This is a genomic window from Streptomyces sp. NPDC097107 (assembly GCF_044762405.1).
In the GTDB taxonomy this organism is placed as follows: domain Bacteria; phylum Actinomycetota; class Actinomycetes; order Streptomycetales; family Streptomycetaceae; genus Streptomyces; species Streptomyces thinghirensis.
In genome coordinates, this window is the sequence record NZ_JBIWEF010000005.1 from 108826 (window position 1) to 135787 (window position 26962).

21 protein-coding genes, 1 pseudogene and 1 riboswitch are annotated in these 26962 nt (G+C 71.9%); of the genes and pseudogenes, 15 read left to right on the top strand and 7 right to left on the bottom strand.

Features of this window, described 5'->3' with window-relative positions; all coding sequences use genetic code 11:
- Positions 1 to 26 precede the first annotated feature (26 nt).
- Positions 27 to 1079, top strand: a pseudogene (locus ACIQ1J_RS13225) (CobW family GTP-binding protein); the annotation flags it as partial.
- A 173-nt stretch (positions 1080 to 1252) separates the two neighbouring features.
- On the opposite strand, the gene ACIQ1J_RS13230 reads toward ACIQ1J_RS13225, so the two are convergent.
- Complete coding sequence (locus ACIQ1J_RS13230; RefSeq protein ID WP_403556810.1) at positions 1253 to 3709, bottom strand: DNA topoisomerase (ATP-hydrolyzing) subunit A; 2457 nt, start codon at positions 3707 to 3709, stop codon at positions 1253 to 1255.
- Between the two features lie 330 nt (positions 3710 to 4039).
- Here ACIQ1J_RS13230 and ACIQ1J_RS13235 point away from each other — a divergent pair, with 330 nt between their 5' ends.
- The 4 genes from ACIQ1J_RS13235 to ACIQ1J_RS13250 all read left to right on the top strand — a co-directional run bounded on the left by ACIQ1J_RS13235 (position 4040) and on the right by ACIQ1J_RS13250 (position 8803).
- Positions 4040 to 5392 carry a M16 family metallopeptidase gene (locus tag ACIQ1J_RS13235; RefSeq protein WP_403556812.1) on the top strand — a complete coding sequence of 451 codons (1353 nt, stop codon included), beginning with the start codon at positions 4040 to 4042 and terminating at the stop codon, positions 5390 to 5392.
- Entirely contained in the window at positions 5389 to 6777 is a 1389-nt protein-coding gene (locus ACIQ1J_RS13240) for a M16 family metallopeptidase (protein ID WP_403556814.1), read from the top strand. The genes ACIQ1J_RS13235 and ACIQ1J_RS13240 overlap by 4 nt, the downstream gene beginning before the upstream one ends.
- A gap of 191 nt (positions 6778 to 6968) precedes the next feature.
- Positions 6969 to 7131, top strand: a riboswitch (cyclic di-AMP (ydaO/yuaA leader).
- Between the two features lie 12 nt (positions 7132 to 7143).
- Positions 7144 to 7908 carry a M23 family metallopeptidase gene (locus ACIQ1J_RS13245; RefSeq protein ID WP_403556816.1) on the top strand — a complete coding sequence of 255 codons (765 nt, stop codon included), beginning with the start codon at positions 7144 to 7146 and terminating at the stop codon, positions 7906 to 7908.
- 199 nt (positions 7909 to 8107) lie between these two features.
- On the top strand, positions 8108 to 8803 hold the full coding sequence (locus ACIQ1J_RS13250) for a GntR family transcriptional regulator (protein ID WP_403556818.1): 696 nt from the start codon (positions 8108 to 8110) through the stop codon (positions 8801 to 8803).
- Positions 8804 to 8932: 129 nt separating this feature from the next.
- Here ACIQ1J_RS13250 and ACIQ1J_RS13255 read toward each other — a convergent pair whose 3' ends face one another.
- Positions 8933 to 9214, bottom strand: a complete 282-nt coding sequence (locus ACIQ1J_RS13255; protein ID WP_403556820.1) for an HPr family phosphocarrier protein — start codon at positions 9212 to 9214, stop codon at positions 8933 to 8935.
- A 198-nt stretch (positions 9215 to 9412) separates the two neighbouring features.
- Between ACIQ1J_RS13255 and ACIQ1J_RS13260 the strand changes: the two genes are divergently transcribed.
- The 4 genes from ACIQ1J_RS13260 (at position 9413) to ACIQ1J_RS13275 (ending at position 14841) form a co-directional block, all read left to right on the top strand.
- The gene (locus ACIQ1J_RS13260; RefSeq protein ID WP_403556822.1) at positions 9413 to 12256 is read left to right on the top strand and encodes a GNAT family N-acetyltransferase; all 2844 of its coding nucleotides are present in this window, start codon (positions 9413 to 9415) and stop codon (positions 12254 to 12256) included.
- A gap of 62 nt (positions 12257 to 12318) precedes the next feature.
- Positions 12319 to 12915 carry a DUF5998 family protein gene (locus tag ACIQ1J_RS13265; protein ID WP_403557182.1) on the top strand — a complete coding sequence of 199 codons (597 nt, stop codon included), beginning with the start codon at positions 12319 to 12321 and terminating at the stop codon, positions 12913 to 12915.
- Positions 12915 to 14108: an alkaline phosphatase family protein gene (locus ACIQ1J_RS13270; RefSeq protein WP_403556824.1), complete on the top strand. Its 1194-nt coding sequence runs from the start codon at positions 12915 to 12917 to the stop codon at positions 14106 to 14108. The genes ACIQ1J_RS13265 and ACIQ1J_RS13270 overlap by 1 nt, the downstream gene beginning before the upstream one ends.
- 82 nt (positions 14109 to 14190) lie before the next feature.
- Complete coding sequence (locus ACIQ1J_RS13275) at positions 14191 to 14841, top strand: thymidine kinase (RefSeq protein ID WP_310870784.1); 651 nt, start codon at positions 14191 to 14193, stop codon at positions 14839 to 14841.
- Here ACIQ1J_RS13275 and ACIQ1J_RS13280 read toward each other — a convergent pair.
- On the bottom strand, positions 14830 to 15669 hold the full coding sequence (locus ACIQ1J_RS13280) for a VOC family protein (RefSeq protein ID WP_403556826.1): 840 nt from the start codon (positions 15667 to 15669) through the stop codon (positions 14830 to 14832). The genes ACIQ1J_RS13275 and ACIQ1J_RS13280 overlap by 12 nt on opposite strands.
- 253 nt (positions 15670 to 15922) lie before the next feature.
- Here ACIQ1J_RS13280 and ACIQ1J_RS13285 point away from each other — a divergent pair, with 253 nt between their 5' ends.
- The gene (locus ACIQ1J_RS13285) at positions 15923 to 16774 is read left to right on the top strand and encodes a sulfurtransferase (protein ID WP_403556828.1); all 852 of its coding nucleotides are present in this window, start codon (positions 15923 to 15925) and stop codon (positions 16772 to 16774) included.
- Positions 16775 to 16995: 221 nt separating this feature from the next.
- Here ACIQ1J_RS13285 and sepH read toward each other — a convergent pair whose 3' ends face one another.
- On the bottom strand, positions 16996 to 18060 hold the full coding sequence (gene sepH, locus ACIQ1J_RS13290) for a septation protein SepH (RefSeq protein ID WP_403556830.1): 1065 nt from the start codon (positions 18058 to 18060) through the stop codon (positions 16996 to 16998).
- A gap of 472 nt (positions 18061 to 18532) precedes the next feature.
- On the opposite strand from sepH, the gene ACIQ1J_RS13295 reads away from it, so the two are divergent.
- Positions 18533 to 19384 carry a hypothetical protein gene (locus ACIQ1J_RS13295; RefSeq protein WP_403556832.1) on the top strand — a complete coding sequence of 284 codons (852 nt, stop codon included), beginning with the start codon at positions 18533 to 18535 and terminating at the stop codon, positions 19382 to 19384.
- Here the strand turns inward: ACIQ1J_RS13295 and ACIQ1J_RS13300 are convergent.
- Together ACIQ1J_RS13300 and ACIQ1J_RS13305 are read right to left on the bottom strand one after the other, a co-directional pair.
- On the bottom strand, positions 19308 to 20627 hold the full coding sequence (locus tag ACIQ1J_RS13300; RefSeq protein ID WP_403557183.1) for a D-arabinono-1,4-lactone oxidase: 1320 nt from the start codon (positions 20625 to 20627) through the stop codon (positions 19308 to 19310). The genes ACIQ1J_RS13295 and ACIQ1J_RS13300 overlap by 77 nt on opposite strands.
- Positions 20596 to 21852, bottom strand: coding sequence for an MFS transporter (locus ACIQ1J_RS13305; RefSeq protein WP_210964035.1), 1257 nt, complete (start codon positions 21850 to 21852; stop codon positions 20596 to 20598). The genes ACIQ1J_RS13300 and ACIQ1J_RS13305 overlap by 32 nt, the downstream gene beginning before the upstream one ends.
- 173 nt (positions 21853 to 22025) lie before the next feature.
- On the opposite strand from ACIQ1J_RS13305, the gene ACIQ1J_RS13310 reads away from it, so the two are divergent.
- Positions 22026 to 23153, top strand: coding sequence for a ferrochelatase (locus ACIQ1J_RS13310; RefSeq protein WP_403556834.1), 1128 nt, complete (start codon positions 22026 to 22028; stop codon positions 23151 to 23153).
- A gap of 8 nt (positions 23154 to 23161) precedes the next feature.
- Positions 23162 to 23980, top strand: coding sequence for an inositol monophosphatase family protein (locus ACIQ1J_RS13315; RefSeq protein WP_403556836.1), 819 nt, complete (start codon positions 23162 to 23164; stop codon positions 23978 to 23980).
- A 480-nt stretch (positions 23981 to 24460) separates the two neighbouring features.
- Here the strand turns inward: ACIQ1J_RS13315 and ACIQ1J_RS13320 are convergent, their stop codons facing one another.
- A complete protein-coding gene (locus tag ACIQ1J_RS13320; RefSeq protein ID WP_189231859.1) occupies positions 24461 to 24634 on the bottom strand; it encodes a hypothetical protein in 174 nt (57 codons plus the stop codon).
- A gap of 415 nt (positions 24635 to 25049) precedes the next feature.
- Here ACIQ1J_RS13320 and ACIQ1J_RS13325 point away from each other — a divergent pair, with 415 nt between their 5' ends.
- A complete protein-coding gene (locus ACIQ1J_RS13325; protein WP_003993508.1) occupies positions 25050 to 25703 on the top strand; it encodes a response regulator transcription factor in 654 nt (217 codons plus the stop codon).
- 6 nt (positions 25704 to 25709) lie between these two features.
- Positions 25710 to 26954 carry a sensor histidine kinase gene (locus ACIQ1J_RS13330; protein ID WP_403556839.1) on the top strand — a complete coding sequence of 415 codons (1245 nt, stop codon included), beginning with the start codon at positions 25710 to 25712 and terminating at the stop codon, positions 26952 to 26954.
- Positions 26955 to 26962: the final 8 nt, after the last annotated feature.

Consider the following 26962-nt stretch of genomic DNA (forward strand, 5'->3'; position numbering starts at 1 on the left):
CGCGTAGGTGAGAGAGAGGTCGCACGGTGGGGCATCGCCCGACTCCGCAGCAGATCCCGGTCGTCGTACTCGCCGGATTCCTCGGCTCCGGAAAGACCACACTCCTCAACCACCTCCTCCACCGCAGCGGAGGCAGCCGTATCGGTGCCATCGTCAACGACTTCGGCTCCATCGAGATCGACGCGATGGCCGTGGCCGGTGCACTCGGCGACTCCACCGTGTCACTCGGCAACGGGTGCCTGTGCTGCGCCGTCGACGCGAGTGAACTGGACGGGTACCTGGAGCGGCTCGCCCGCCCCGAGGCCGGCATCGACGTCATCGTCATCGAAGCCAGCGGCCTCGCGGAGCCGCAGGAACTGGTGCGCATGCTGCTGGCCAGCGAGCAGCACGAGGTCGTCTACGGCGGACTCGTCGAGGTCGTCGACGCGGCCGAGTTCGACGCCACGCGCGACAGGCACCCCGAGATCGACCGGCATCTGGCGCTCGCCGACCTGATCGTGGTCAACAAGACCGACCGGGCTCCGGACGCCGAGCGCGTGCTCGCCCTCGTCCACTCGCTCGCGGACGGCGCCGCCGTGGTGCCCGCGACCTACGGCCGCATCGACCCGGAGTTCCTCTACGACTGCCGGCCGAGCGAGGAGCGCGTGGGGCAGCTGTCCTTCGACGACCTGCACGACCACTCCAGGGGCGGCGCCCACGCCGAGCATCTGCACGCCGCCTACGACACCCTGTCGTTCGTCTCCGACGTCCCGCTCGACCCGCGCCGGCTCATGCGCTTCCTCGACAGCCGGCCGGAGGGCCTGTACCGGATCAAGGGATACGCCGACTTCGGCCCGTACGACACGCGGAACCGGTACGCCGTCCACGCCGTGGGGCGCTTCCTGCGCTTCTACCCGGGGCCCTGGGCGCCCGCCGACGCCCGCCGCACCCAGCTCGTGCTCATCGGCTCAGGCATCGACGCGCCGGCCCTCGGCGAGGAACTCGGCGCGTGCCGCAGGGACGCCGACGCCCCACCGGCCGACGAGCACGGAATGTGGGGTGTCCTGCGCTACGTACCGGACCCCGACGGCGACGAACCGGGCGGCGAGGAACCGGACGGCGACGAACCGGGCGGCGAGGAACCGGGCGCCGACGAACCGGGCGGCGAGGAACCGGGCGCCGACGAACCGGGCGCCGACGAACCGGGCGCCGACGAACCAGGCGCCGACGAACCAGGCGCCGACGAACCGCCGCCCGGTGCCCGGGACGGGTCCTAGGCCGGTCCCGCCACCACCGCCACCGTCTTCGGCAGCGACACGCCCGAGCCGTCACGGCGCGGGTCGATGTCCGGGAGCTGGGCGGGGGCGCCGCTCTTCTGCGCGGCGAGCGCCGGGGTGGCGCCCACCCAGGCGAAGGCCAGGCAGTCCTCGCCCTTCAGGAACCGCTGGCAGCGCACGCCACCCGTGGCGCGGCCCTTGCGCGGATACTGGTCGAACGGCGTGAGCTTGGCCGTGGTCTGGACGGAGTCGTCGAGCGTGCCGCGCGAACCGGCGACCGTGAACACCACCGCCTCGGCAGCCGGGTCCACCGCCGTGAAGGAGATGACCTTGGCGCCGTCGGCGAGCTTGACGCCCGCCACACCGCCCGCCGGACGGCCCTGCGGGCGGACCTGCGAGGCCTGGTAGCGCAGCAGCTGCGCGTCGTCCGTGATGAAGACCAGGTCCTCGTCACCGGTGCGCAGCTCGGCGCCGCCGACGATCCGGTCACCCTCCTTGAGGGCGATGACCTCCAACTCGTCCTTGTTGGACGGGTAGTCGGGCACCACACGCTTGACGACACCCTGTTCCGTGCCGAGCGCCAGGCCGGGTGAGGACTCGTCCAGGGTGGTCAGGCAGATGACCGTCTCGTCGTCCTCCAGGGTCACGAACTCCGCCAGCGGCGCACCACCCGAGAGGTTCGGCGTCGGCATGGGCTCCGGGAGCTGGGGCAGGTCCACGACGTTCACCCGCAGCAGGCGCCCGGCCGATGTCACCACGCCCACCTCGCCGCGGGCCGTGGCCGGCACCGCCGAGACGATCAGGTCGTGCTTGACGCGCTTGGCGCCGGCCTCCGTGACGAGGGGCTCGTCGTTCGCGGTGCGGGCCAGCAGGCCCGTCGAGGACAGCAGCACCCGGCACGGGTCGTCCGCCACCTGGAGCGGAACCGCGGCGACCGGAGCGCCGGACGACTCCAGCAGCATCGTACGGCGGTCGGTGCCGAACTTCTTGGCCACCGCTGCCAGTTCGGTCGAGACCAGCTTGCGCAGCTCCGCGTCCGAGTCGAGGATCCGGGTCAGCTCCTCGATCTCCGCGTTCAGCCGCTCCTTCTCCGACTCCAGCTCGATGCGGTCGAACTTGGTGAGCCGGCGCAGCGGCGTGTCCAGGATGTACTGGGTCTGGACGTCGCTGAGCGAGAAGTGCTCGATCAGGCGCTGCTTGGCCTGTGCGGAGTTCTCACTGGAGCGGATGAGGCGGATGACCTCGTCGATGTCGACCAGGGCGGTGAGCAGGCCCTCGACCAGGTGCAGACGGTCGCGCTTCTTGCTCCGGCGGAACTCGCTGCGGCGCCGTACGACGTTGAAGCGGTGGTCGAGGTAGACCTCCAGCAGCTCCTTGAGGCCCAGTGTCAGCGGCTGGCCGTCCACCAGGGCGACGTTGTTGATGCCGAAGGACTCCTCCATCGGCGTCAGTTTGTAGAGCTGTTCCAGGACCGCCTCGGGCACGAAACCGTTCTTGATCTCGATGACCAGGCGCAGCCCGTGCTCGCGGTCGGTGAGGTCCTTGACGTCGGCGATGCCCTGGAGCTTCTTCGAGCCGACCAGGTCCTTGATCTTGGCGATCACCTTCTCGGGGCCGACCGCGAAGGGCAGCTCGGTCACGACGAGCCCCTTGCGGCGGGCCGTCACGGTGTCCACGGCGACCGTCGCCCGGATCTTGAACGTGCCGCGGCCCGTCTCATAGGCGTCCCGGATGCCGGGCAGGCCGACGATCCGGCCGCCGGTGGGCAGGTCGGGTCCCGGAACGTGCTTCATCAGGGCTTCGAGGTCCGCGTTCGGATACCGGATCAGGTGCCGGGCGGCCGCGATCACCTCGCGCAGATTGTGCGGCGGCATGTTCGTGGCCATGCCGACCGCGATCCCGGAGGCGCCGTTGACCAGCAGGTTCGGGAAGGCGGCGGGCAGCGCCACCGGCTCCTGCTCCTGGCCGTCGTAGTTGGGGCCGAAGTCGACGGTGTCCTCGTCGATGGACTCCGTCATCAGGCTGGTGGCCTCGGCCATCCGGCACTCGGTGTACCGCATGGCGGCCGGCGGGTCGTCGTTGCCCAGGGAGCCGAAGTTGCCGTGGCCGTCGACCAGGGGCACGCGCATGGAGAACGGCTGGGCCATGCGCACCAGCGCGTCGTAGATCGACGCGTCGCCGTGCGGGTGCAGCTTGCCCATGACCTCGCCGACGACGCGGGCGCACTTCACGTAACTGCGCTCGGGCCGCAGGCCCATCTCGTTCATCTGGTAGACGATGCGGCGGTGCACCGGCTTGAGGCCGTCGCGGGCGTCGGGCAGCGCCCGGGAGTAGATGACCGAGTACGCGTACTCGAGGAAGGAGCCCTGCATCTCGTCGACGACGTCGATGTCGAGGATCTTCTCCTCGTACGAGTCGTCGGGCGGCGGGGTCTTCGTACTACGGCGGGCCATCGCTGCCGGCTCCTTGCTGAAGCGTGAACGGTGATCTGACGCGGTCCATTGTGGACTGCGGCACTGACAGCGACCGACCAGGACCCGTCACGGGCTGCCCGGCCCGGCGCTGCCCGCAGGGTACGCCCTCGTCCTGCGCCCCCGCCCCGGTCGGGCCGCTCGGGCCGCTCGGGCCGCCAACCCCGTTCTCGCTCTCGGCGTACGAGGTCCGGGAACTCCACCGGTGTCCCGCACGCTTGCATACAGTGGCAGGATCGGCGGAATTCCGCAGTTCCGCCCAATGATCCACCAAGTGTTTCCACCAAGGATTTCGCGATCGAAGGGACGTACATGCCCATGGGTCACACGGCCACCGCCCAGGCAGGCTCCGGCGGCCTGACAGCGACCGAGCACCGCCTGGCCAACGGCCTGCGCGTGGTGCTCTCCGAGGACCACCTGACCCCGGTCGCGGCGGTGTGCCTCTGGTACGACGTCGGCTCGCGCCACGAAGTCAAGGGACGTACCGGCCTGGCTCACCTATTCGAGCACCTCATGTTCCAGGGCTCCGCCCAGGTCAAGGGCAACGGCCACTTCGAACTGGTGCAGGGCGCCGGCGGCTCGCTCAACGGCACCACCAGCTTCGAGCGCACCAACTACTTCGAGACCATGCCCGCCCACCAGCTGGAGCTCGCCCTCTGGCTGGAGGCCGACCGCATGGGCTCCCTGTTGTCCGCGCTGGACGAGGAGTCGATGGAGAACCAGAGGGACGTCGTCAAGAACGAGCGCCGCCAGCGCTACGACAACGTGCCCTACGGCACGGCCTTCGAGAAGCTGACCGCCCTCGCCTACCCGCAGGGGCACCCCTACCACCACACTCCGATCGGCTCCATGGCCGACCTGGACGCGGCGACGCTGGAGGACGCGCGCGCGTTCTTCCGCACCTACTACGCGCCGAACAACGCGGTGCTCTCGGTCGTCGGCGACATCGACCCCGAGCAGACGCTCGCCTGGATCGAGAAGTACTTCGGCTCCATCGCCTCGCACGACGGCAAGCAGGCCCCCCGGGGCGGTTCGCTGCCCGACGTCATGGGCGGGCAGCTGCGCGAGGTGGTCGAGGAGGAGGTCCCGGCCCGCGCCCTGATGGCGGCCTACCGTCTGCCGGAGGACGGCACGCGCGCGTGCGACGCGGCCGACCTGGCCCTCACCGTCCTGGGCGGCGGTGAGTCGTCCCGCCTGTACAACCGGCTGGTACGGCGCGACCGTACGGCCGTCGCCGCCGGCTTCGGCCTGCTGCGGCTCGCCGGAGCGCCCTCCCTGGGGTGGCTGGACGTGAAGACGTCAGGTGACTTCGAGGTGCCGGTCATCGAGACCGCCATCGACGAGGAGCTCGCCCGGTTCGCCGAGGAGGGCCCGACGGCCGAGGAGATGGAGCGCGCCCAGGCCCAGTTGGAGCGCGAGTGGCTGGACCGCCTCGGCACGGTCGCGGGCCGCGCCGACGAACTGTGCCGGTACGCCGTCCTGTTCGGCGACCCGCAGCTGGCCCTGACCGCCGTGCAGCGGGTGCTGGAGGTGACGGCCGAGGAGGTCCAGGAGGTCGCCAAGGCCCGCCTGCGCCCCGACAACCGCGCGGTGCTCGTCTACGAGCCGACCGCCCCCGCCGACGAGAACGACGCCACCGACGAGAACGAGGAGGCGGCCAAGTGACCGAGCTCGCCACCATGGAATTCCACAACCGGCCGCAGGCCGGCGAGCCCAGGCCGTGGGCGTTCCCGGCCCCCGAGCGCGGCAGCCTCGACAACGGCCTCACCGTGCTGCGCTGTCATCGCCCCGGCCAGCAGGTCGTCGCCGTGGAGGTGCTTCTCGACGCCCCCCTGGACGCCGAGCCGGCCGGCCTCGACGGTGTCGCCACGATCATGGCGCGCGCCTTCTCCGAGGGCACCGACAAGCACTCCGCCGAGGATTTCGCCGCCGAGCTCGAGCGCTGCGGTGCCACCCTCGACGCACACGCCGACCACCCCGGCGTCCGGCTGAGCCTGGAGGTGCCGGCCTCACGGCTGGCCAAGGCCCTGGGCCTGGTCGCCGACGCGCTCAGGGCGCCCGCGTTCGCGGACGGCGAGGTCGAACGGCTGGTCCGCAACCGGCTCGACGAGATCCCGCACGAGCTGGCCAACCCTTCGCGCCGCGCGGCCAAGGAACTCTCCAAGGAGCTGTTCCCGGCCGGGACGCGTATGTCGCGCCCGCGCCAGGGCACCGAGGAGACGGTCGCGAGCATCGACTCGGCGGCCGTACGCGCCTTCTACGAGAAGCACGTCCGACCCGCCACCGCCACCGCCGTGGTCGTCGGCGACCTCACCGGCGTCGACCTCGACGCGCTGCTCGGCGAGACGCTGGGCGCGTGGACCGGCTCCGCGGCCGAGGCGCGTCCCGTACCCCCGGTGAGCGCCGACGACACCGGCCGGGTCGTCATCGTGGACCGGCCCGGTGCCGTCCAGACGCAGTTGCTGATCGGCCGCACCGGCGCCGACCGGCACGACCGCGTGTGGCCCGCGCAGGTACTCGGCACCTACTGCCTCGGCGGGACCCTCACCTCGCGCCTGGACCGCGTCCTGCGCGAGGAGAAGGGCTACACCTACGGCGTACGGGCGTTCGGGCAGGTCATGCGCTCCGCGCCCGACGGCACGGGCGCCGCGATGCTCGCCATCAGCGGCTCCGTGGACACTCCCAACACCGGTCCCGCCCTGGACGACCTGTGGACGGTGCTGCGCACGCTCGCAGCGGAGGGTCTCACCGACGCCGAGCGTGACGTCGCCGTGCAGAACCTGGTGGGCGTGGCGCCGCTGAAGTACGAGACGGCGGCGGCCGTGGCGAGCACGCTGGCCGACCAGGTCGAGCAGCACCTGCCCGACGACTACCAGGCCACGCTCTACCGCCAACTCGCCTCCACGGGCACCGTGGAGGCCACGGCGGCGGTCGTGAACGCCTTCCCGGTGAACCGTCTGGTGACGGTCCTCGTCGGCGACGCGGCGCAGATCAAGGAGCCCGTCGAGGCCCTCGGCATCGGTGAAGTCACCGTGGTGGCGGCCGATTAGCGGCACACACGCGCGGCGGCCCTGGTGACCGGAGTGTCACCAGGGCCGCCTTTTGTCCGGATTGAGGGAAAGGCTGCCTGTCTGCCCTGTGGCGTGCGCTACAAAAGGCTTGTTGCGTTTGAGGATTGAACACAGCCGCGTTTAGCGTCATCCGGGCTGTTCGTCAGGCAGTGCGCCGCACCCGCGGCACCGGACAGTCATCGCCGAGTCCCCGTACGGCGCGAGCCAGGGGAGCCGGGGACCCACCGCAGTCCCTGGGGTGAATCGGGCGCCCGCGCGCAGCGAGGGGGTCCGTAGGAGACCTTCCACCTCCGAACCCGTCAGCTAACCCGGTAGGCGAGAGGGAAGGAAAGGACCAGCCTCTACATGGCGTTCACGCGCGCCACCGGGAAGCACCGTCGTCCCAGCCGGGTGCACCGCACCACCGCCCGCGCGGCGGGTGTCGCGGCCCTCGCCACCACCGGCGTCGTCGGCACCCTCGCGGCTCCGGCGCTCGCCGCCGAGCCCCGGGCGGAGCAGAGCGGACTCACCCCGGTCATCACCATCGGCGACTCCATAGCCGACGAGATCGACGCCCAGGCCACCGCGCAGGAGCAGGCGGCCCTGCACGCCGCCGCCCGTGAGGCGGCCCAGGAGGCCGCGCGCGAGCGGGCGGCCGAGGCGGCCAAGGAGGCGCGCGAGGCCAAGGAGCGCGCCGCGCGGGAGGCGGAGCGCAAGCGCCTCAACACCTTCGTGCCGCCGATCACCGCCTCCTACGTCTCCACCGCCTACCAGGCCGGCAGCTCGCTGTGGTCCTCCGGCAGTCACACCGGCATCGACTTCCACGCCTCCAGCGGCACGTCCGTGCACGCGGTCGGCGTCGGCACCGTCGTCGAGGCCGGCTGGGGCGGGGCCTACGGCAACCAGGTCGTGATCAAGATGCACGACGGCACGTACACGCAGTACGGCCACCTGTCGTCCATCGGCGTCTCGGTCGGCCAGGCGGTCACCCCCGGGCAGCAGATCGGCCTGTCCGGCGCCACCGGCAACGTCACCGGACCGCACCTGCACTTCGAGGCCCGTACGAGTTCCGAGTACGGATCGGACCTGGACCCCGTCGCCTACCTCCGCTCCCACGGTGTGAACGTCTGACGACGGACGGTACGGCATCCGAAAGCCCCGGCTCCCCGAGCCGGGGCTTTCGGACTTCTTTTCCCTCGGTGGAAGTGTCGCTGGCCAAAAAATATCCATGAAATCCGCCCTGCCGTCGGAATATGCGCTTGATTGGCCTAGAGTCACTGAGCACACGTCAATCGTCGACGTTTCACGGGGATTAAGGCGGAGGTCGGGCATGCGTATTCCGGCGCACTCGGTGTGCACGGCGATCCGGGACGACATCGTCACCGGCGTCCACGGACGCGGCAGTCGGCTCACCGAGGAACTCCTGGCCCGCCGCTACGGCGTCTCCCGCGTCCCTGTCCGTGAGGCCCTGCGCACGCTGCAGGCCGAAGGCTTCGTGGTGACGAGGCGGCACGCGGGCGCGTGCGTCGCGGAACCCACCGAGCAGGAGGCCGCCGACCTGCTGGAGACGCGCACGCTCCTTGAGCCCCTCGGCGCCTCCCGGGCCGCCCGGCGCCGCACCGAGGCCCACCTCAGGGTGCTGCGCGGGCTGGTCAGGCTGGGGCAGGAGCGCGCCAGGCAGGGCAACAGCGAGGATTTGCGCTCACTGGACGGGTGGTTCCACGAGACCCTCGCCCAGGCCGCCGGCAGCCCTTCGCTGACGGCCTTGCTGACCCAGCTGCGCCACAAGATCGCCTGGATGTACGTCGTGGAGGCGTCGGCCGGGCCGGTGGAGTGCTGGGCGGAGCACGGCGCGATCGTCGACGCGGTGGCCCGGGGCGACGGCGAGCGCGCGCGGGCGCTCATGACGCTGCACACCGAGCGGTCGACGTCGGCGTACCGGCTGCGATTCGTTTCCGGGGGTGAGCGGGCGGAGCGTGTGAGGAAATCGCAACGTCCCGTAAACATGCCGAGCCTGCGGCATTAACGCGGGCGCCGTATACAAAGAGAGATTAATTCGGGGGGCTATTTCTTGCTGCCCATGAACGGGGGAAGCGGAAATAGAAAACAAGAGGCCCGCCCGGTGTTCCGGGCGGGCCTTTCGGTGTTGCGTTGCTCAGACGGTCTCGGGAAGTTCCTCGAGTCCTTCGGCGACCAGCTTCGCCAGCCGGTCCAGGGCGGCGTCCGCGCCCTCGGCGTTGGCGGCGAGGACGATCTCCTCGCCGCCCTGGGCGCCGAGGCCGAGGACGGCCAGCATGGAGGCCGCGTTGACGGGGGCCCCGTCGGCCTTGGCGATCGTCACCGGGACGCCTGTGGCCGTGGCGGCTCGGACGAAGATGGAGGCGGGGCGGGCGTGGAGACCCTCGGCCCAGCCGACGTTGACGCGGCGCTCAGCCATGTGATGCTGCCCTTCAGGTTTTCAGGGGTTTCAGGTTGTCTAGACCAGTCTTGTCTAGACCAGTTTCCCACATCGTGAAGCTTGCGAGGACGGCCGCTGCCGTCCCGTGTGGTCGTCGGACCGCGGCCTCGGCCCGACCTTCCGTCCTCCACAGACTGCCTCGCGCCGTTGTCGTACGCGAGCCGTACTCTGGGGCCCATGCAGACCTCGTCGGACCGGCACGAGTACCCCGCCCACTGGGAAGCCGACGTGGTGCTGCGCGACGGCGGCACCGCGCGCGTCCGCCCCATCACCGTTGATGACGCCGGGCGCCTGGTCAGCTTCTACGAGCAGGTCTCCGACGAGTCGAAGTACTACCGCTTCTTCGCGCCGTACCCTCGCCTGTCCGCCAAGGACGTCCACCGCTTCACGCACCACGACTTTGTGGACCGGGTGGGACTCGCGGCCACCATCGGCGGCGAGTTCATCGCCACCGTACGCTACGACCGGATCGGCGCCGGTGGAACACCCGCCTCCGCACCGGCCGACGAGGCCGAGGTCGCCTTCCTCGTCCAGGACGCCCACCAGGGGCGCGGCGTCGCCTCCGCCCTGCTGGAGCACGTAGCCGCCGTCGCCCGCGAGCGCGGCATCCGCCGCTTCGCCGCCGAGGTGCTGCCCGCCAACACCAAGATGATCAAGGTGTTCATGGACGCCGGGTACACCCAGAAGCGGAGCTTCGAGGACGGTGTGGTCCGGCTGGAGTTCGACCTCGAACCGACCGACCGCTCGCTCGCCGTGCAGTACGCGCGCGAGCACCGCGCGGAGGCGCGCTCGGTTCAGCGGCTGTTGCAGCCCGGCTCGGTGGCGGTCATCGGCACCGGCCGCACACCGGGAGGCGTCGGCCGCAGCATCCTCGGCAACATCCGGGACGCGGGCTACACCGGCCGGCTGTACGCCGTGAACAGGGCCCTCCCCGAGGCACAGAAGGAGCTCGACGGGGTGCCCGCCCGCCGCTCGGTGCGCGAGATCGGCGGGCCCGTCGACCTCGCGGTCGTCACCGTGCCCGCCGAACACGTCCCCGAGGTCGTCACCGAGTGCGGCGAGCACGGCGTGCAGGGCCTCGTGGTGATCTCCGCCGGGTATGCCGACAGCGGCCCGGAAGGACGCGAACGACAGCGCGCCCTCGTGCGGCACGCGCGCACGTACGGCATGCGGATCATCGGGCCCAACGCCTTCGGGATCATCAACTCGTCCCCCCAGGTGCGGCTCAACGCCTCCCTCGCCCCCGAGATGCCCCGCCCCGGCCGGATCGGGCTGTTCGCCCAGTCCGGCGCCATCGGCATCGCCCTGCTGTCCCGGCTGCACCGGCGCGGCGGCGGGGTCACCGGCGTCACCGGAGTGTCGACCTTCGTCTCCTCCGGCAACCGTGCCGACGTCTCCGGCAACGACGTACTCCAGTACTGGTACGACGACCCGGAGACCGACGTCGCGCTGATGTACCTGGAGTCCATCGGCAACCCGCGCAAGTTCACCCGCCTGGCCCGGCGGACGGCGGCCGTCAAACCGCTGGTCGTGGTACAGGGCGCCCGGCACGGCGGCGTGGCACCGCAGGGACACGCGGTCCGAGCGACGCGGCTGCCCCACGCGACGGTCTCCGCGCTGCTGAGGCAGGCCGGCGTGATCCGCGTCGACACGATCACCGACCTGGTCGACGCCGGGCTGCTCCTCGCCCGCCAGCCGTTGCCCGCCGGCCCGAGGGTGGCGATCCTGGGGAACTCCGAATCACTGGGCCTTCTGACGTACGACGTCTGCCTCTCCGAGGGGCTGCGGCCGCACTCGCCCCTGGACCTGACGACGGCGGCCTCCGCGGACGACTTCCACTCGGCTCTCTCCCGCGCCCTGGCCGACGACACGTGTGACGCGGTGGTGGTGACGGCCATCCCGACGGTGGGGGAGGGATCGGCCGGTGACGCGGCGCTGGCGACGGCCCTGCGGTCGGCGGCCGCCGCGGAGCCCGGCAAACCGGTCCTGGTGGTCCACGTGGAACTGGGCGGCCTCGCGGAAGCCCTGTCCGCGGCGACGAGCACGGCACCTCAGGCCACCGCGAGCACGGCCCCCCGGACGGCGTCGAGCACCCGTGAGGAGCCCCGCTCCGCGGCCCCGGCACAGCGGCTGCCCTCCGCCGAGGCTCCGGAAGGGGCCCACCTCATCCCCGCCTACCCCGCCGCCGAGCGGGCCGTCCGCGCCCTCGCCCAGGCCGTCGCATACGCCCAGTGGCGACGCGACGCCGCCGACCCCGGAAAGGTGCCGGAGTACGAGGACATCGACGAGAAGGGCGCCGCCGGACTGATAGCCGGGCACCTCGCGCGCGGGCAGGGGCTCACCCTCGGCACCCAGGAGACCTGCGACCTGCTCGGCAGGTACGGCATCCACGTCCACCGGGCCCTGCCCGCCCCCACCCCCGACGACGCCGTCGCCGCCGCGCGGACCATCGGCTACCCCGTCGCCCTCAAGGCCACCGCCCCGCACCTGCGCCACCGCGCCGATCTGGGCGGCGTACGCCTGGACCTCGCGGACGAGGAGCAACTGCGTCGGGCGTACGCCGAGTTGACCGAGCTCTTCGGGAAGCCCCAGGAACTGCGCCCGGTGGTGCAGGGCATGGCACCGCGCGGCGTCGACACGGTCGTGCGGGCGGTCATCGACCCGGCGGCCGGTGCCGTGCTCTCCTTCGGGCTCGCCGGGGCCGCCACCCAGCTGCTCGGCGACATGGCGCACCGGCTGATCCCGGTCACCGGCCGGGAGGCCACCTCGCTCATCCGCTCGATCCGTACGGCGCCCCTCCTCTTCGGCTGGCGCGGCTCGGCCCCGGTCGACAGCTCCGCCCTGGAGGAGTTGCTGCTGCGGGTCTCCCGGCTGGTCGACGACCACCCGGAGGTCGTCGCGGTCACCCTGGAACCGGTCGTCGTCGCCCCGCGCGGCCTGAGCGTCCTCGGCGCCTCCGTCCGCCTCGCGCCCCCGCCTGCCAGGGACGACCTCGGCCCGCGGACCCTGCCTGCGTACTGACCGCCCACTGCCGGGGCCGGGTACGGCACGAGCGTGCCTCGCAGTCGGTGCGCCCCCGTAGGATGGACGTCATGGCCAAGACCAGTACGACGACCCAGGGGCTGCGAGCGGCGATCGAGCGCAGCGGCTACTACCCGGCCCTCGTGGCCGAGGCGGTGGAGGCCGCCGTGGGCGGCGAGCCCGTCAGGTCGTACCTGGTCCACCAGGAGACGACGTTCGACCAGAACGAGGTGCGCAGGCACGTGACCGTGCTCGTGCTCACCGGCAACCGCTTCATCGTCAGCCACACCGACGAGCAGGCCGCCGACGACACCTCCCCGACGCCGTACGCCACGACCTCCACGGAGTCCGTCAAGCTCGGCCGGATCTCGTCCATCGTCGTCAGCCGCGTGGTCGCCAACCCGGAGCAGTACAAGCCGGGCACGCTGCCCCGCGAGATCGTGCTGACCATCGGCTGGGGTGCCGTCTCCCGCCTCGACCTGGAGCCGGCCGCCTGCGGCGACCCCAACTGCGAGGCCGACCACGGTTACACGGGCAGTTCGACGGCCGACGACCTCAGCCTGCGCGTCAGCGAGGCCGGGGACGGCCCGGAGACGGTGCGCCAGGCGCTCGCCTTCGCCCAGGCCCTCTCCGAGGCGACCGCGGATTCCGCCCGCTGATGGTGCAGCCCGCCGCCTGGGACACCGATCCGGAGCCCCTCCCCGTCGACTCCGCCCCCGTGCCCGAGTACGGCACGGGCTCGCTCGCCGACCTGCTGCCCACCCTGGCCGCCGGCCTCGGCGTCCCCGGCATGACCGCGGGCATCACGGAGCTGACCCCGGCCGACCGGAGCTGCGTGTTCCTGATCGACGGCCTCGGCTGGGAGCAACTGCGCGCGCACCCGGAGGACGCCCCCTTCCTCAGCTCGCTGCTGGGTACCTCGCGCGGCGGCACCGGACGCCCGATCACCGCCGGCTACCCGGCGACCACCGCGACCTCCCTCGCCTCCGTCGGCACCGGCCTGCCACCGGGCGCCCACGGCCTGCCCGGTTACACCGTGCGCGATCCCGCCACCGGCGCGCTGATGAACCAGTTGCGCTGGCAGCCGTGGACCGCGCCGGGCCCCTGGCAGCCGTACCCCACCGTCTTCCAGCTCGCCCACGAGGCGGGCGTGCGCGCCGCGCAGGTCTCCTCCCCGACCTTCGCGAACACCCCGCTGACCAAGGTCGCGCTCAGCGGTGGAACGTTCCACGGGCGGCTGTCCGGCGAGGACCGGATGGACTGCGCCGCCGAGCAACTGGCCGGCGCCGACCGCGCCCTCGTCTACACGTACTACGCCGAGGTCGACGGCGCCGGCCACCGCTTCGGCGTCGACTCCGACACCTGGCGCGGCCAGCTCGGGCACGTCGACCGGCTCGTCCAGCGCCTCGCCGAGCAGCTGCCACCGCGCAGCGCCCTGTACGTCACCGCCGACCACGGCATGGTCGACGTGCCCTTCGACGAGGACCACCGCATCGACTTCGACGACGACTGGGAGCTGAAGGCGGGCGTCGCCCTCCTCGGCGGCGAGGGCCGCGCCCGGCACGTCTACGCCGTCCCCGGCGCGGCGAACGACGTGCTGACCTGCTGGCGCGAGGTGCTCGGCGAGCAGTTCTGGGTGGCGTCGAGGGACGAGGCGGTCGCGGCGGGCTGGTTCGGCCCCCGCATCGACGACCGGGTGTACGACCGCATCGGCGACGTGGTCGCCGCCGCGCGGGACGACGTCCTGCTCATCGCCTCCGAGCGGGAGCCGAAGGAGTCGGCGATGGTCGGCAACCACGGGTCGATGACCCCTGCCGAACAACTCGTCCCCCTGCTCGAAGTACGCTCCTGAAGCCCTGCTCCCCATCCCGCCCGCTCCCCGTCTCATCCCGCCCCGTTTCCCGCCGCCGCTGCCGAAAGGTGCTCAACCCCTCATGCCCGAGCTGGTCTTCTTCTCCGGAACGATGGACTGCGGGAAGTCGACACTGGCTCTCCAGATCGAGCACAACCGCTCGGCGCGCGGCCTGGCCGGCATGATCTTCACCCGCGACGACCGCGCGGGCGAGGGCAAGCTCTCCTCCCGGCTTGGCCTGGTCACCGACGCGGTGGAGGTCGAGGACGGACAGGACCTGTACGCCTACGTCGTCGACCACCTCTCGCAGGGCGGACGCGCGGACTACGTGATCGCGGACGAGGCGCAGTTCCTCGCGCCGGACCAGATCGACCAGCTCGCGCGCGTGGTCGACGATCTCGGCATGGACGTGTACGCCTTCGGCATCACCACCGACTTCCGCTCCAAGCTGTTCCCCGGCTCCCAGCGCCTGGTCGAACTCGCCGACCGCGTCGAGGTGCTCCAGGTCGAGGCCCTGTGCTGGTGCGGCGCCCGCGCCACGCACAACGCCCGCACCGTGGGCGGCGTCATGGTCGTCGAGGGCGCCCAGGTGGTCGTCGGCGACGTGGCCCAGTCCCCCGACGAGATCGGCTACGAGGTGCTGTGCCGACGGCACCACCGGCGCCGTACGACCGCCGCGACGGCCCGCGCGGCGGCGCTGTCACCGGACGTGCTACCGGTGTCACCCGCCTGAGCGACTCCGCGACCCCGCGGCCGGGCCCCGTCGGCCCTCCAGCAGCGAGAACCGCGCCCCTTCCGGGTCCGCCACCATCGCGGACCGGCCGTGGGCGGTGTCCCGGACCGGTTTGAGTACGTGCCCGCCCAGATCGGCGAGGTGCTCCAGGGACTCCTCCACGTCGGCCACCTCGAAGTACGTCACCCAGTGCGGCCCCCGGTCACGGGACAGGGCGTTGCCGACGCCGTGGATGCCGGCGACGGGGCGGCCTTCGAGGCACAGCGTCACGTAGTCGAGATCGGCGGAGACCTCCGGTACCAGTTCGAAGCCGAACACCGTCTCGTAGAACTTGGCGACGCTCGCCGACTCGAAGGTCATCAGCTCGTTCCACGCCGGTGTGCCGGGCACGTCCGTGACGGCCGTGCCGAGGTGCGCAGCCGCCTGCCAGATGCCGAAGACGGCCCCCGACGGGTCGGAGCCGATGGCCAGACGGCCGGCCTCGCCCGCGTCCAGCGGGCCCACGCCGATGGTGCCACCGCACAGGCGTACCGTTTCGGCCGTCCGGTTGACGTCGTCGGAGGCGAAGTAGGGCGTCCAGGCGATGGGCAGCTGCCGGTCCGGGGGCAGTTGGCCGATACCCGCCACCTCGCGCCCGTCGATCAGGGCCCGCGCATACGGGCCCAGCTGCTGCGGGCCGGGCTGGAACTCCCAGCCGAACAGCGCTCCGTAGAACTCCTGGGTCGCGGCCGGCCCGTGCACCATCAGACTCACCCAGCAGGGCGTGCCGGGCGTGCGCCGGGCGTTCGTCTCGCCGTTCCGGCCGGCCGACCCCCGTGCGTCGGTCATCGTCACTCTCTTCTCGGCCCTCCGCGGGCCGTGCGTCCGCTTCCGCCTGACGGATTCCGCTTTGACGGACCTGCGCGCCGATGCCGGCACCGGATCCGGTGCCGCACGTTTCGGGCGCGCCCGTGGGGCAGCCCGGGGCTGTATGGGTAGTACAGCATGTGCCCGAACCCGTACGCCTCGTGATCGGTACTGTCCGGCGGGCAGAGTAGCCCGACATCGACGCGGCGGCCACTCGGTACGCCAGGATGGGGCCATGAACGCCACCATCTCCGCATCGCAACTCGTGACCGAACTGGCGGACGCGAACCCGCCGGTCCTGCTCGACGTCCGCTGGCAGCTGAGCACGGCCGGGGCGGCCGGCGCTCCGCCGTTCGACGGCCGGGCCGAGTACACCGCCGGGCACCTTCCCGGTGCGGTCTTCGTCGATCTGGACAGGGAACTCGCCTCCGCGCCCGGTGGAGGCGGCCGGCATCCGCTGCCCGACGTGGCGGTGTTCGGCGCGGCGATGCGTCGCGCGGGCGTGTCGTCCGGCCGGCCGGTCGTCGTGTATGACGGCGGCCAGGGGTGGGCGGCGGCCCGCGCCTGGTGGCTGCTGCGCTGGACGGGTCACCCGAACGTGCGGGTGCTGGACGGCGGGTTGCCGGCCTGGGAGGCGCCGCTGTCGACCGACGTCCCCGCGCCCACGGAGGGCGACTTCACTCCGGAGCCGGGCGCGGCGGGGCTGCTGGACGCCGACGGGGCCGCCGCGTTGGCCCGCTCCGGGGTGCTGCTCGACGCCCGCGCGGGGGAGCGGTACCGGGGCGAGGCCGAGCCGATCGACCCGGTGGGTGGTCATATCCCGGGCGCCGTGTCCGCGCCGACGACGGACAACGTGGCGGCGGACGGCCGGTTCCTGCCCGCGGAGGAACTCCGCGCCCGCTTCAAGACGTTGGGCGCCACGGAGGACGACGAGGTGGGTGTGTACTGCGGCTCGGGCGTGTCGGGCGCCCACGAGGTGCTCGCGCTGGCGGTGGCGGGCATTCCGGCGGCGCTGTACGTGGGCTCGTGGTCGGAGTGGTCGTCGGATCCGGGCCGGCCGGTCGCCGTGGGGCCGGACCCGCAGTAGGCCTGGCGGAGGAGTGGCGGGGTCGGGTCCCGGGCAGATGGGGCCGGGTCCCGAGCGGGTGGGGCCGGGTCCCGAGCAGAGCCGACGAGGGCCTGGCGGGGGCAAACCCGGGGCAGGGGCGGCGAAGCCGCAGCGGGGCCCCACCGCCGAGTTGGCCCGACGACCGGGGCCGGGGTCGCACCGACGTGGGTGCGACCCCGGCCCCGATCGTCGGAGACCGCCTACTCCTGCTTCTTCCGCCGCGTCCCGAACACGATCTCGTCCCAGCTCGGCACAGCCGCCCGGCGGCCAGGGCGAACGCCGTCGGCCTCGGCCTGGCGGTCGGTGGAACCGGTGAGGCGGTCGCGGTGGCTGGCCACGGAGCGCGGCATGAGTACGTCGGCATAGGCGGAACCGGCCGACGCCGCAGGTGCCGGGGGCTCCTCCACCTCGGGTTCCTCGACCGGCTCCTCCGCCGGTTCCGGAGCGCGCTCGGGCACCACCAGGTCGCCCCGGAAGCTCGGTACCGCCTCCAGCAGACTGGTGAGGGAGTCGCGTTCGCGTTCGACCGAGGCGGTGGCCGCGGTCGCGGTCTCCTCGGGCGGCTCGGACGGCGCCGGAGGCAGGCTCGGCCGCTCCCGCTGCTCCCGGTCGAGAGTGCGGTCCAGTGGCCGGTCGCGCGGCAGCCGTGCGATGCGTGGGACGAACGGGAAGCTGGGCTCGGGCGCGGCGAGGTCGTCGGACTCGCCGATCAGCGCGCGCGCCTCCGAGTCGACGGCCTGAACGAGCCGCCGGGGCGGGTCGTACGTCCAGCTCGCCGAGTGCGGCTCGCCCGCGACCAGGTAGACCAGGAGAACTTCCCAGGTGCCGTCGTCGCGGCGCCAGGAGTCCCACTGGACGGTGTCCTTGTCGGCGCCGCGCAGCACCAGCCGCTCCTGGACGGCCTCGCCGAGGGGCGGTCCGGAGTTCTCGCCGGGACGACGGACGGGGGTCTTGCGGGCCCGCTCCGCCATGAAGGCGCGCTCGGCCAGCACGGGCCCCTCGAAGCGCCGTACGCGGTCGACGGGGATACCGGCCATCTGCGCGACCTCTTCCGCGGTCGCGCCGGCACGTATACGCGCCTGGATGTCGCGTGGGCGGAGATGACTCTCCACCTCGATCTCGATCTGGCCGAGGCGGGGACGGTCGCCGCGTACGGCGGCCCGGAGCCGCTCGTCGATCGGAAGCGTGTACTCCGTGCTGTCCGCAGCCTTCAGCACCAGCCGTGTGCCGTCATTCGAGACGGCCACGACACGCAGTTCGGGCATGGGGACCTCCCGGGTGGTGCCTGCCGACGTCACGTGCGTCGCTGCTTCCGCTCTGTCGAGTGTGGCCTGCCCGGGTGCAGCCTGCCACAACCTTGCCGAGTTGCCCGGCGTGTCGGGCGCGGGCCCTGAATCGCCGTTATGGCACGGTTACCTATTGGCAACGCTGAGTGACCAACTGCGTCACCCTGTGCAACTAGCCCCCTCCCGGCGGTCCTTCGCGGTCCTGCACCCCCTGTCGGGAGACCGGACCCAGGGCTCGCAACAGTACTCCATTCGGGCCACGTGCGTGGATTGGCGCGCCGCCCAACTTCCGTCAAGGGGTGACGCCCGGCCGCCCCCGGCGCGATTCCCGCGATCTTGGACGTGGCGTACTTCACGGAATCACCAGAAACGGAACTAATGGTTTCGCCCCCACGTCCCTTTCTCGTGCAGTTGATCGACCACGTACGGGAAAGACAGGCAAGGTCCGGGGATGCGTGAAAAGCCCGATGGAGCAGGCGAAACGGATATGCGTGCGGAGGTGAAGTCCAAGCGAATCGACCTGAGCGTGCCCCAGGTCGCCGGCAGCGCCCTCGCGGCGGTGGTGGCCGCCAAACTCGCCTCCTCCTTCGGTGTGTACGGCACGATCCTCGGGGCCGGTCTGATCAGTGTCATCGCCACGTGCGGAGGATCGGTTTTCCAGCACTTCTTCAAGCGCACCGGCGAGCAGATGAGGGTGAAGCGCGCCGTCGGCGCCGTACGCACCGGTGGTCCGGCCGCGCCGGTCCCGGGCGAGTTCACCAGGGGCACCGTCTATCGCGCCCGGACCACGGGCTGGAGGCGTCCGCTGGTCGCGGCGGCCCTCGTCTTCGGTGTCACCATGGTCGGGATCACCACGTACGAACTCGCCTCCGGGGAGAGCTTGAGCGGCGGCGGCCGCAGTACCACTGTGGGCAGCGCCTTCACCGGCCACGGCAAGTCCACGGCGAATCCGGGGGAGTCGGGCGATTCCGGTGGATCCGAGGACGTCCAGGACAACCAGGGCAATCGGCGCTCCGATGGGCCAGGTGGCTCGGAGGGCTCCGGTTCCGGCGGCGACACTCCGGCGGCCACCCCGTCCGGCACCCCGGGCGAAACCGGCGACGGCACGTCGTCGGGCGGCACCTCCACCGAGGACGGCGGTACGGCGTCCAGCCCGACGTCCACTCCGGACGCCGACGGAACCGACGGCTCCGACGACGCCACGAGCCCGGCCCCCGAGGCCTCGGCTACGACCCCAGAACCCGGCGCAAGTAGTCGTTCCGGAACAGGCGATCAGGGTCAAGACGGTCCCGCAGCTCCGTGAACTCGCCGAAGCGCGGATACACGCGCGAGAAGTACTCGGCGTCCCGAGTGTGGATCTTGCCCCAGTGCGGCCGCCCCTCGTGCGCCGTGAAGATGCGCTCGGCGGCGGTGAAGTACGCCTGGTAGGGCGTGCCCCGGAACATGTGGACGGCGATGTACGCGGTGTCGCGGCCCGATGCCGTGGACAGCGTGATGTCGTCGGCCGGAGCCGTACGCACCTCGACCGGGAAGCTGATCCGGAGCCGCGACCGGTCGACCATCGCCCTCAGTTCGCGCAGCGTCTCCACGACGGCCTCGCGCGGAACGGCGTACTCCATCTCCACGAAGCGCACCCTGCGCGGAGAAGTGAAGACCTGGTAGGGGGTGTCCGTGTACGTCCGCGCGGACAGCGCCTTGCTGGAGACCCGGGCGATCGTGGGAACGGTGGCGGGCACGGCGCGGCCGACCCAGTTGGCCGCCTGGAAGACGCCGTTGGACAGGAACTCGTCCTCGAACCAGCCCTGGAGCCGCCCCACCGGCTGCTCGGGGCCGGCGCTGCGGTTGTTGCGCTTGGTGTTGGTGCTGCCGGTGTGCGGGAACCAGTAGAACTCGAAGTGCTCGTTCTCGGTCCACAGCTCGTCGAAGTCGGCGAGGACACGATCGAACGGCATCGGTTCCTCGCGGGCCGTGAGCAGGAAGATCGGCTCCACGGCGAAGGTGATCGCGGTGACGACGCCCAGTGCGCCCAGCCCGATCCGGGCGGCGGCGAACAGGGCGCGCTCCTCGCCGGTCCCCTGCTCGGAACAGGTCAGCACCGAGCCGTCCGCCGTCACCATTTCCAGGCCCCGGATCTGGGCGGCGATCGAGGCCGAGTCGCGGCCCGTGCCGTGGGTGCCGGTACTGGTGGCCCCGGAGACGGTCTGGTCCATGATGTCGCCCATGTTCGTCAGCGACAGACCCTCCCGCGCGAGGGCCAGGTTGAGCCTCTTGAGCGGTGTGCCGGCCTCGACCGTGACCGTCATGGCGTCGCGGTCGATGCTGCGGATGCCGGTCAGCAGTTGAGGGTGTATCAACACACCGTCCGTCGCGGCTATGGACGTGAAGGAGTGCCCGGTGCCGACGGCCTTGACCGGCAGGCCGTCCTCGGCCGCCCGGCGCACGGCCTCGGCCAGTTCGTCCACGGAGGCGGGAGTGACCTCCCGCGCGGGGCGCGCGGAGACGTTGCCGCCCCAGTTACGCCATGTGCCGTTCTTCCCGCTCGCCATCCCGTTCGCTGTGCGTGTGCTGCTCAACGGTCCCTCCCCGACGCGGTTCCGGCCGCTTGAGCCGGCGGTACCCGAGGAAACCGACCGCGACCGCGACGGCTCCGGCCACCGCCGGAACCCAGTACCCCGCGCGCGCTCCGGAGGCGTCGATCACCCAGCCGCCCCCGGAGGAGCCGAGCGCGACCCCGACCGCGAGGCCGGTGCTCACCCAGGTCATGCCTTCGGTGAGCTGCGTGCGTGGTACGTGCTCTTCGATGAGGGACATCGTCGTGATCATCGTGGGAGCGATGGACAGACCCGCAACGAACAGCGCCGCGGCCAGAAACAGCAGGTTTCCGACCAGTAGGAGGGGGATCATACTCACGGCCATCGCACAGACGCCCAGCAGCCAGCGCCGTTCCGGCGGCCCGGCGAAGCGCATCAGCCCGAAGATCATGGCCGCCGTGCACGAACCCGCCGCGTACAGGGCGAGGACCAGGCTGGCGGCGGCCTTGTGCCCCTCCTCCTCGGCGAAGGCCACGGTGACCACGTCGATGGCCCCGAAGATCGTGCCCGTCGCCGCGAACGTGACGACCAGGACCTGGAGTCCCCGGGAGCGCAGCGGGGTGCCGCCGCCCTTGTGTTCGCGCGGATGCGGCTCCGGCTCGGTGGCGCGCTGCGCGGTCAGCCAGAAGACGCCCGTGGCCAGGAAGCAGGCGGCGAGCAGCGGCCCGGCCTCCGGGAACCAGGCCGTGGACAGGCCGATGGAGATGATCGGCCCGAAGATGAAGCAGATCTCGTCCACCACGGACTCGAACGAGTACGCGGTGTGCAACTGGGGGGTGCCCCGGTACAGGGCCGCCCAGCGGGCCCGGACCATCGCGCCGAGACTCGGCACGCAGCCGATGCCGACGCAGGACACGAACAGCACCCAGTCCGGCCAGCCGTAGTGTGCGGCCGGCAGCAGCACGGCCGCCGCGGTGAGCGACACGAGGGTCGCCGGGCGCAGCACCCGCCGCTGGCCGTACCGGTCCACCAGACGGGAGACCTGCGGTCCGGCCACGGCGGCGGCGAGCGCGATGGTGGCGGACAGGGCCCCGGCCAGTCCGTACCGCCCGGTGAGCTGCGAGATCATCGTCACCACGCCGATGCCCATCATCGACAGCGGCATCCGGCCGAGGAAGCCCGCGGTCGAGAAGGCCTTGGTGCCGGGGGCGGCGAACAGAGCGCGGTAGGGGCTGGGCAACGAGGTCTCCGGAACGGCTCGGTAACAGCTCAGAAGCGGCTTAGTAAGGTGCGAACGCAGTCGATACAGATTACTCGCCCGACCGCCCGGAAACAGCCCCGCGGAGCTGGCGAAACGCACGGCCGGCACCCCGCCGTTTTCCCGCTGTCAGTGCCGGGTGGCAGGATCGAGACATGCCAGACGTGCTCGATGCCAGCCCCTACGACGCCCTGCTCCTGCTCTCGTTCGGCGGCCCGGAGGGCCCGGACGACGTGGTCCCGTTCCTGGAGAACGTGACACGCGGGCGCGGCATCCCCAAGGAACGCCTCAAGGAAGTCGGTCAGCACTACTTCCTCTTCGGCGGGATCAGCCCCATCAACGACCAGAACCGCGCCCTGCTGGACGCCCTCCGCAAGGACTTCGCCGAGCACGGCCTGGACCTGCCGGTCTACTGGGGCAACCGCAACTGGGCGCCGTACCTGACGGACACCCTGCGCGAGATGGTCCGCGACGGCCGCCGCCGCATCCTCGTCCTGGCCACCAGCGCCTACGCCTCGTACTCGGGCTGCCGGCAATACCGCGAGAACCTCGCGGACGCGCTGGCCGCCCTCGAGGCCGACGGCCTGGAGCTGCCGAGGACCGACAAGCTCCGGCACTATTTCAACCACCCGGGCTTCGTCGAACCCATGGTCGACGGAGTCCTCCGGTCCCTCGCCGAGCTCCCCGAGGAGGTCCGGGACGGCGCGCACATCGCTTTCTCGACCCACTCGATCCCCACCTCCGCCGCGGACACCTCCGGTCCGGTCGAGGAGCACGGTGACGGCGGGGCGTACGTACGCCAGCACCTGGACGTGGCACAGGTGATCGCCGACGCCGTCCGCGAGCGCACCGGCGTCGACCACCCCTGGCAGCTCGTCTACCAGTCCCGGTCCGGTGCCCCGCACACCCCGTGGCTGGAGCCCGACATCTGCGACCACCTGGAGGAGCGCCACGCGGCCGGCGTCCCCGCAGTGGTGATGGCCCCCATCGGCTTCGTCTCCGACCACATGGAGGTCCTGTACGACCTCGACACGGAGGCCACGGCCAAGGCGGAGGAGCTGGGCCTGCCGGTACGCCGTTCGGCCACCGTGGGCGCCGACCCGCGGTTCGCCGCAGCGGTCCGGGACCTCGTCCTGGAGCGGTCCGCGGACGAGCGCGGGCAGGAGGTCGCGCCGTGCGCCCTCGGAGCGCTCGGCGCGAGCCACAACCTGTGCCCGGTCGGCTGCTGCCCCGCCCGTGCCCCCCGCCCCGCCGCCGCGGGCGCCGACAGCCCCTACGCGTGAGGAGCACCGTGACCGACGTGACGCCCGAGCCCCTCCACGCCGAGCTGCTGAAGATCGCCCAGGAGTCCGCCCACCGCGCGGGCGAGCTGCTGCGCGACGGCCGCCCGGCCGACCTCGCGGTCGCCGCCACCAAGTCCAGCCCGATCGACGTGGTCACCGAGATGGACATCGCGGCGGAGAAGCTGATCACCGGCCTGATCGCCGACCGCCGCCCCGACGACGGGTTCCTGGGCGAGGAGGGCTCCGCCACCGAGGGCACGAGCGGCATCCGCTGGGTCATCGACCCGCTCGACGGCACCGTCAACTACCTGTACGGACTGCCCACCTGGGCGGTCTCCGTCGCCGCCGAGCAGGACGGCGAGAGGGTGGCCGGGGTGGTCGTGGCCCCGATGCGGGGCGAGGCGTACCACGCGGTACTGGGCGGCGGAGCCTGGGCGACGGGCGCCTGGGACGGCGAACGCAGGCTCGCCTGCCGCTCCGCGGCGCCGCTCGACCAGGCCCTGGTCTCCACCGGCTTCAACTACGTCGCCGATGTCCGCGCCGAACAGGCCGAGATCGCGCGGCGGCTCATTCCGCTGGTGCGCGACATCCGGCGTGGCGGCTCGGCCGCCATCGACCTGTGCGACGTGGCCGCGGGACGCCTCGACGGCTACTACGAGCGCGGTCTGCACCCCTGGGACCTCGCGGCGGGCGACCTGATCGCCCGGGAGGCGGGCGCGGTGACCGGTGGACGCCCCGGTGAGCGCCCGTCCGGAGCCCTGACGATCGCGGCCACCCCGGACGTCTTCGAGCCCCTCCAGCGGCTCCTGGTGGACTTCGGCGCGTAGGCCTCCGGCGGTTCGGGGCGGACGTCGGCCGGTTTCGGACGGCGTGTGCCCGCTCCGTGCCTCTGCCGTCCTGCGGGGCGCCCCGGGCCCCGTTGCGGACGGCCCCGCGCGGTGTTCACCCGCGACCGCACCGGCACGGCGGCCGACCGCGACCATCGGCCCGACGCCGTCACCCGGCTCGGTACGCCGTCACCCGGCTCGGTACGCCGTCCCGGTGTCGACCGCCCCCGGCGCCCACGCCCCGCCTGCTCACCCCAAAACGGCAACCTTCCGGACACCGGCCCCGCCCGATATCCGTCCGCCGGGGCGGACCCGCGCCTCCGCCTGCCCACCGCCGGACGGCAACCTGCCGGACACCGGCCCCGCCCGATATTCGTCCGCGGGGCGGACCCGCGCCCCCGCCTGCCCACCGCCGGACGGCAACCCGCACGACAAGGCCCCGGCGCTGGACCCGCCGGGGCCTTGTCGATCACGGGTCGGTCAGACGCCGGTCGCGCCGACCTCCACACCGTGCTCGGCAGCGAGACGGCGCAGGTCGTCGAGCTCTCCCAGCTCCACCTCGACGAGGAACTCGTCCCCCTCGTCGCGGGCGCGGGACAGGTCGGACTCGGTCGTCTGTATGCGCTGCAGAAGTCCTGCGGTGAAAGCGTCCATGCTGCGCCCCCTCGTCCTGGGTCGTGGGTCGGTGGCACGGGGGTGTGCCGTTCGGAAGGGACGATCACGTCTCCGGTGGAGTGCCCAGCGCAGCCCTGCCGGGCGGCGACGGTGCCGGACACCCACGCCCGCTCTGCGGAAGCGGACCGCGGCGTACCGCGCGGTAACGCGGTACAGGCAGAGCGTGATCGCGGGGTGTAAAGCCGTCCTCCCCCCGCTCCCTTCCGCGGAAACCTCAACCCCGCGAGAAAATCTCGCATTCCCGGTTCCTCACCGGCCTTCCTCCCGGACCCTCCCCCGTCTTACAGCCGACTTATGGCCGAAAAGGGCAGGATGGAGGCAACACACCCACCAGCTCCCTGCCCTCGTGCGTTCGAGAAGCGCTACGCGGGTGGACACAGGAAGGACAAGCGACGTGCGCGTACTCGTCGTCGAGGACGAGCAACTGCTCGCCGATGCGGTGGCCACCGGACTGCGCCGGGAGGCCATGGCCGTCGACGTCGTGTACGACGGTGCGGCCGCCCTGGAGCGCATCGGCGTCAACGACTACGACGTGGTCGTCCTCGACCGGGATCTCCCGCTCGTGCACGGCGACGACGTGTGCCGCAAGATCGTCGAGCTGGGCATGCCCACGCGCGTGCTGATGCTCACGGCCTCCGGCGATGTCAGCGACCGGGTCGAGGGCCTGGAGATCGGCGCCGACGACTACCTGCCCAAGCCCTTCGCGTTCAGCGAGCTCATCGCGCGCGTGCGCGCCCTGGGCCGGCGTACCAGCGTGCCCCTGCCGCCCGTCCTGGAGCGGGCCGGCATCAAGCTCGACCCGAACCGCCGCGAGGTCTTCCGGGACGGCAAGGAGGTGCAGCTCGCGCCCAAGGAGTTCGCCGTGCTGGAGGTGCTCATGCGCAGCGAGGGCGCGGTCGTCTCCGCGGAGCAACTGCTGGAGAAGGCCTGGGACGAGAACACCGACCCGTTCACCAACGTCGTGCGCGTGACCGTGATGACCCTGCGCCGCAAACTGGGCGAGCCGCCCGTCATCGTCACCGTCCCCGGCTCCGGCTACCGGATCTGATCGGACGTGGCGACGACACCCGCGCCCCCCGGCGCGCCTCCGAAGCCCACCTGGGACCCGCGCTCGGCCACCCCGCTGCCGTGGCTGCGGCCCACCATCCGGATAAGGCTCACGCTGCTGTACGGCGGCATGTTCCTGATCGCCGGCATCCTGCTGCTGTCGATCATCTACCTGCTGGCCGCCCAGGCGGTACGCACCGGCAACCAGCCGCTCTACAAGATCGTCAACTTCCAGGACCTCGAGGTCGCGAGCAGCGACTGCCCGGGGGTCACCAACGGCAACCTGTCGCTGTCGCAGTTCAACGCCGCGATCAGCGACTGCATCGACCACCAGCGCCAGGTCGCCCTGGACCGGCTGCTCAGCCGCTCGCTGCTGGCCCTGCTCGGCCTCGCCGTGATCGCCTTCGCCTTCGGGTACGCCATGGCCGGACGCGTCCTGTCGCCGCTGGGCCGGATCACCCGCACCGCGCGCGCGGTGGCGGGCTCCGACCTCTCCCGGCGGATCGAGCTGGACGGCCCGGACGACGAGCTGAAGGAACTGGCGGACACCTTCGACGACATGCTGGAGCGGCTGCAACGGGCCTTCACCGCCCAGCAGCGCTTCGTCGGCAACGCCTCCCACGAGTTGCGCACACCACTGGCGATCAACCGCACCCTCCTGGAAGTGCACCTCTCCGATCCGAACGCCCCGGTGGAACTGCAACAGCTCGGCAAGACACTGCTGGCCACCAACGAACGCAGCGAGCAACTCGTGGAGGGCCTGCTGCTGCTCGCCCGCAGCGACAACCAGATCGTCGAGCGCAAGCCGGTGGACCTCTCCGAGGTGGCCGGCCAGGCCATCGACCAGGTGCGTGCCGAGGCCGAGACCAAGGGCGTGGAGATCCGCGGCACACACCAGCCCGCCGTGGTCCAGGGCAACGGCGTCCTGCTGGAGCGGATCGCCCTGAACCTCGTACAGAACGCCGTGCGCTACAACGTGGCGGAGCAGGGCTGGGTGGACGTCACCACCGCGGTCGAGAGCGGCCAGGCGGTCCTGGTGGTCACGAACACGGGCCCGGTCGTGCCGGCGTACGAGATCGACAACCTCTTCGAGCCGTTCCGGCGGCTGCGCACCGAGCGCACGGGCAGCGACAAGGGGGTCGGCCTCGGCCTGTCCATCGCACGGTCGGTGGCCCGGGCGCACGGCGGGCACATCTACGCACAGCCGCGCGAGGGCGGAGGGCTCGTGATGCGGGTGACGCTGCCCGTCTGAGACCATGA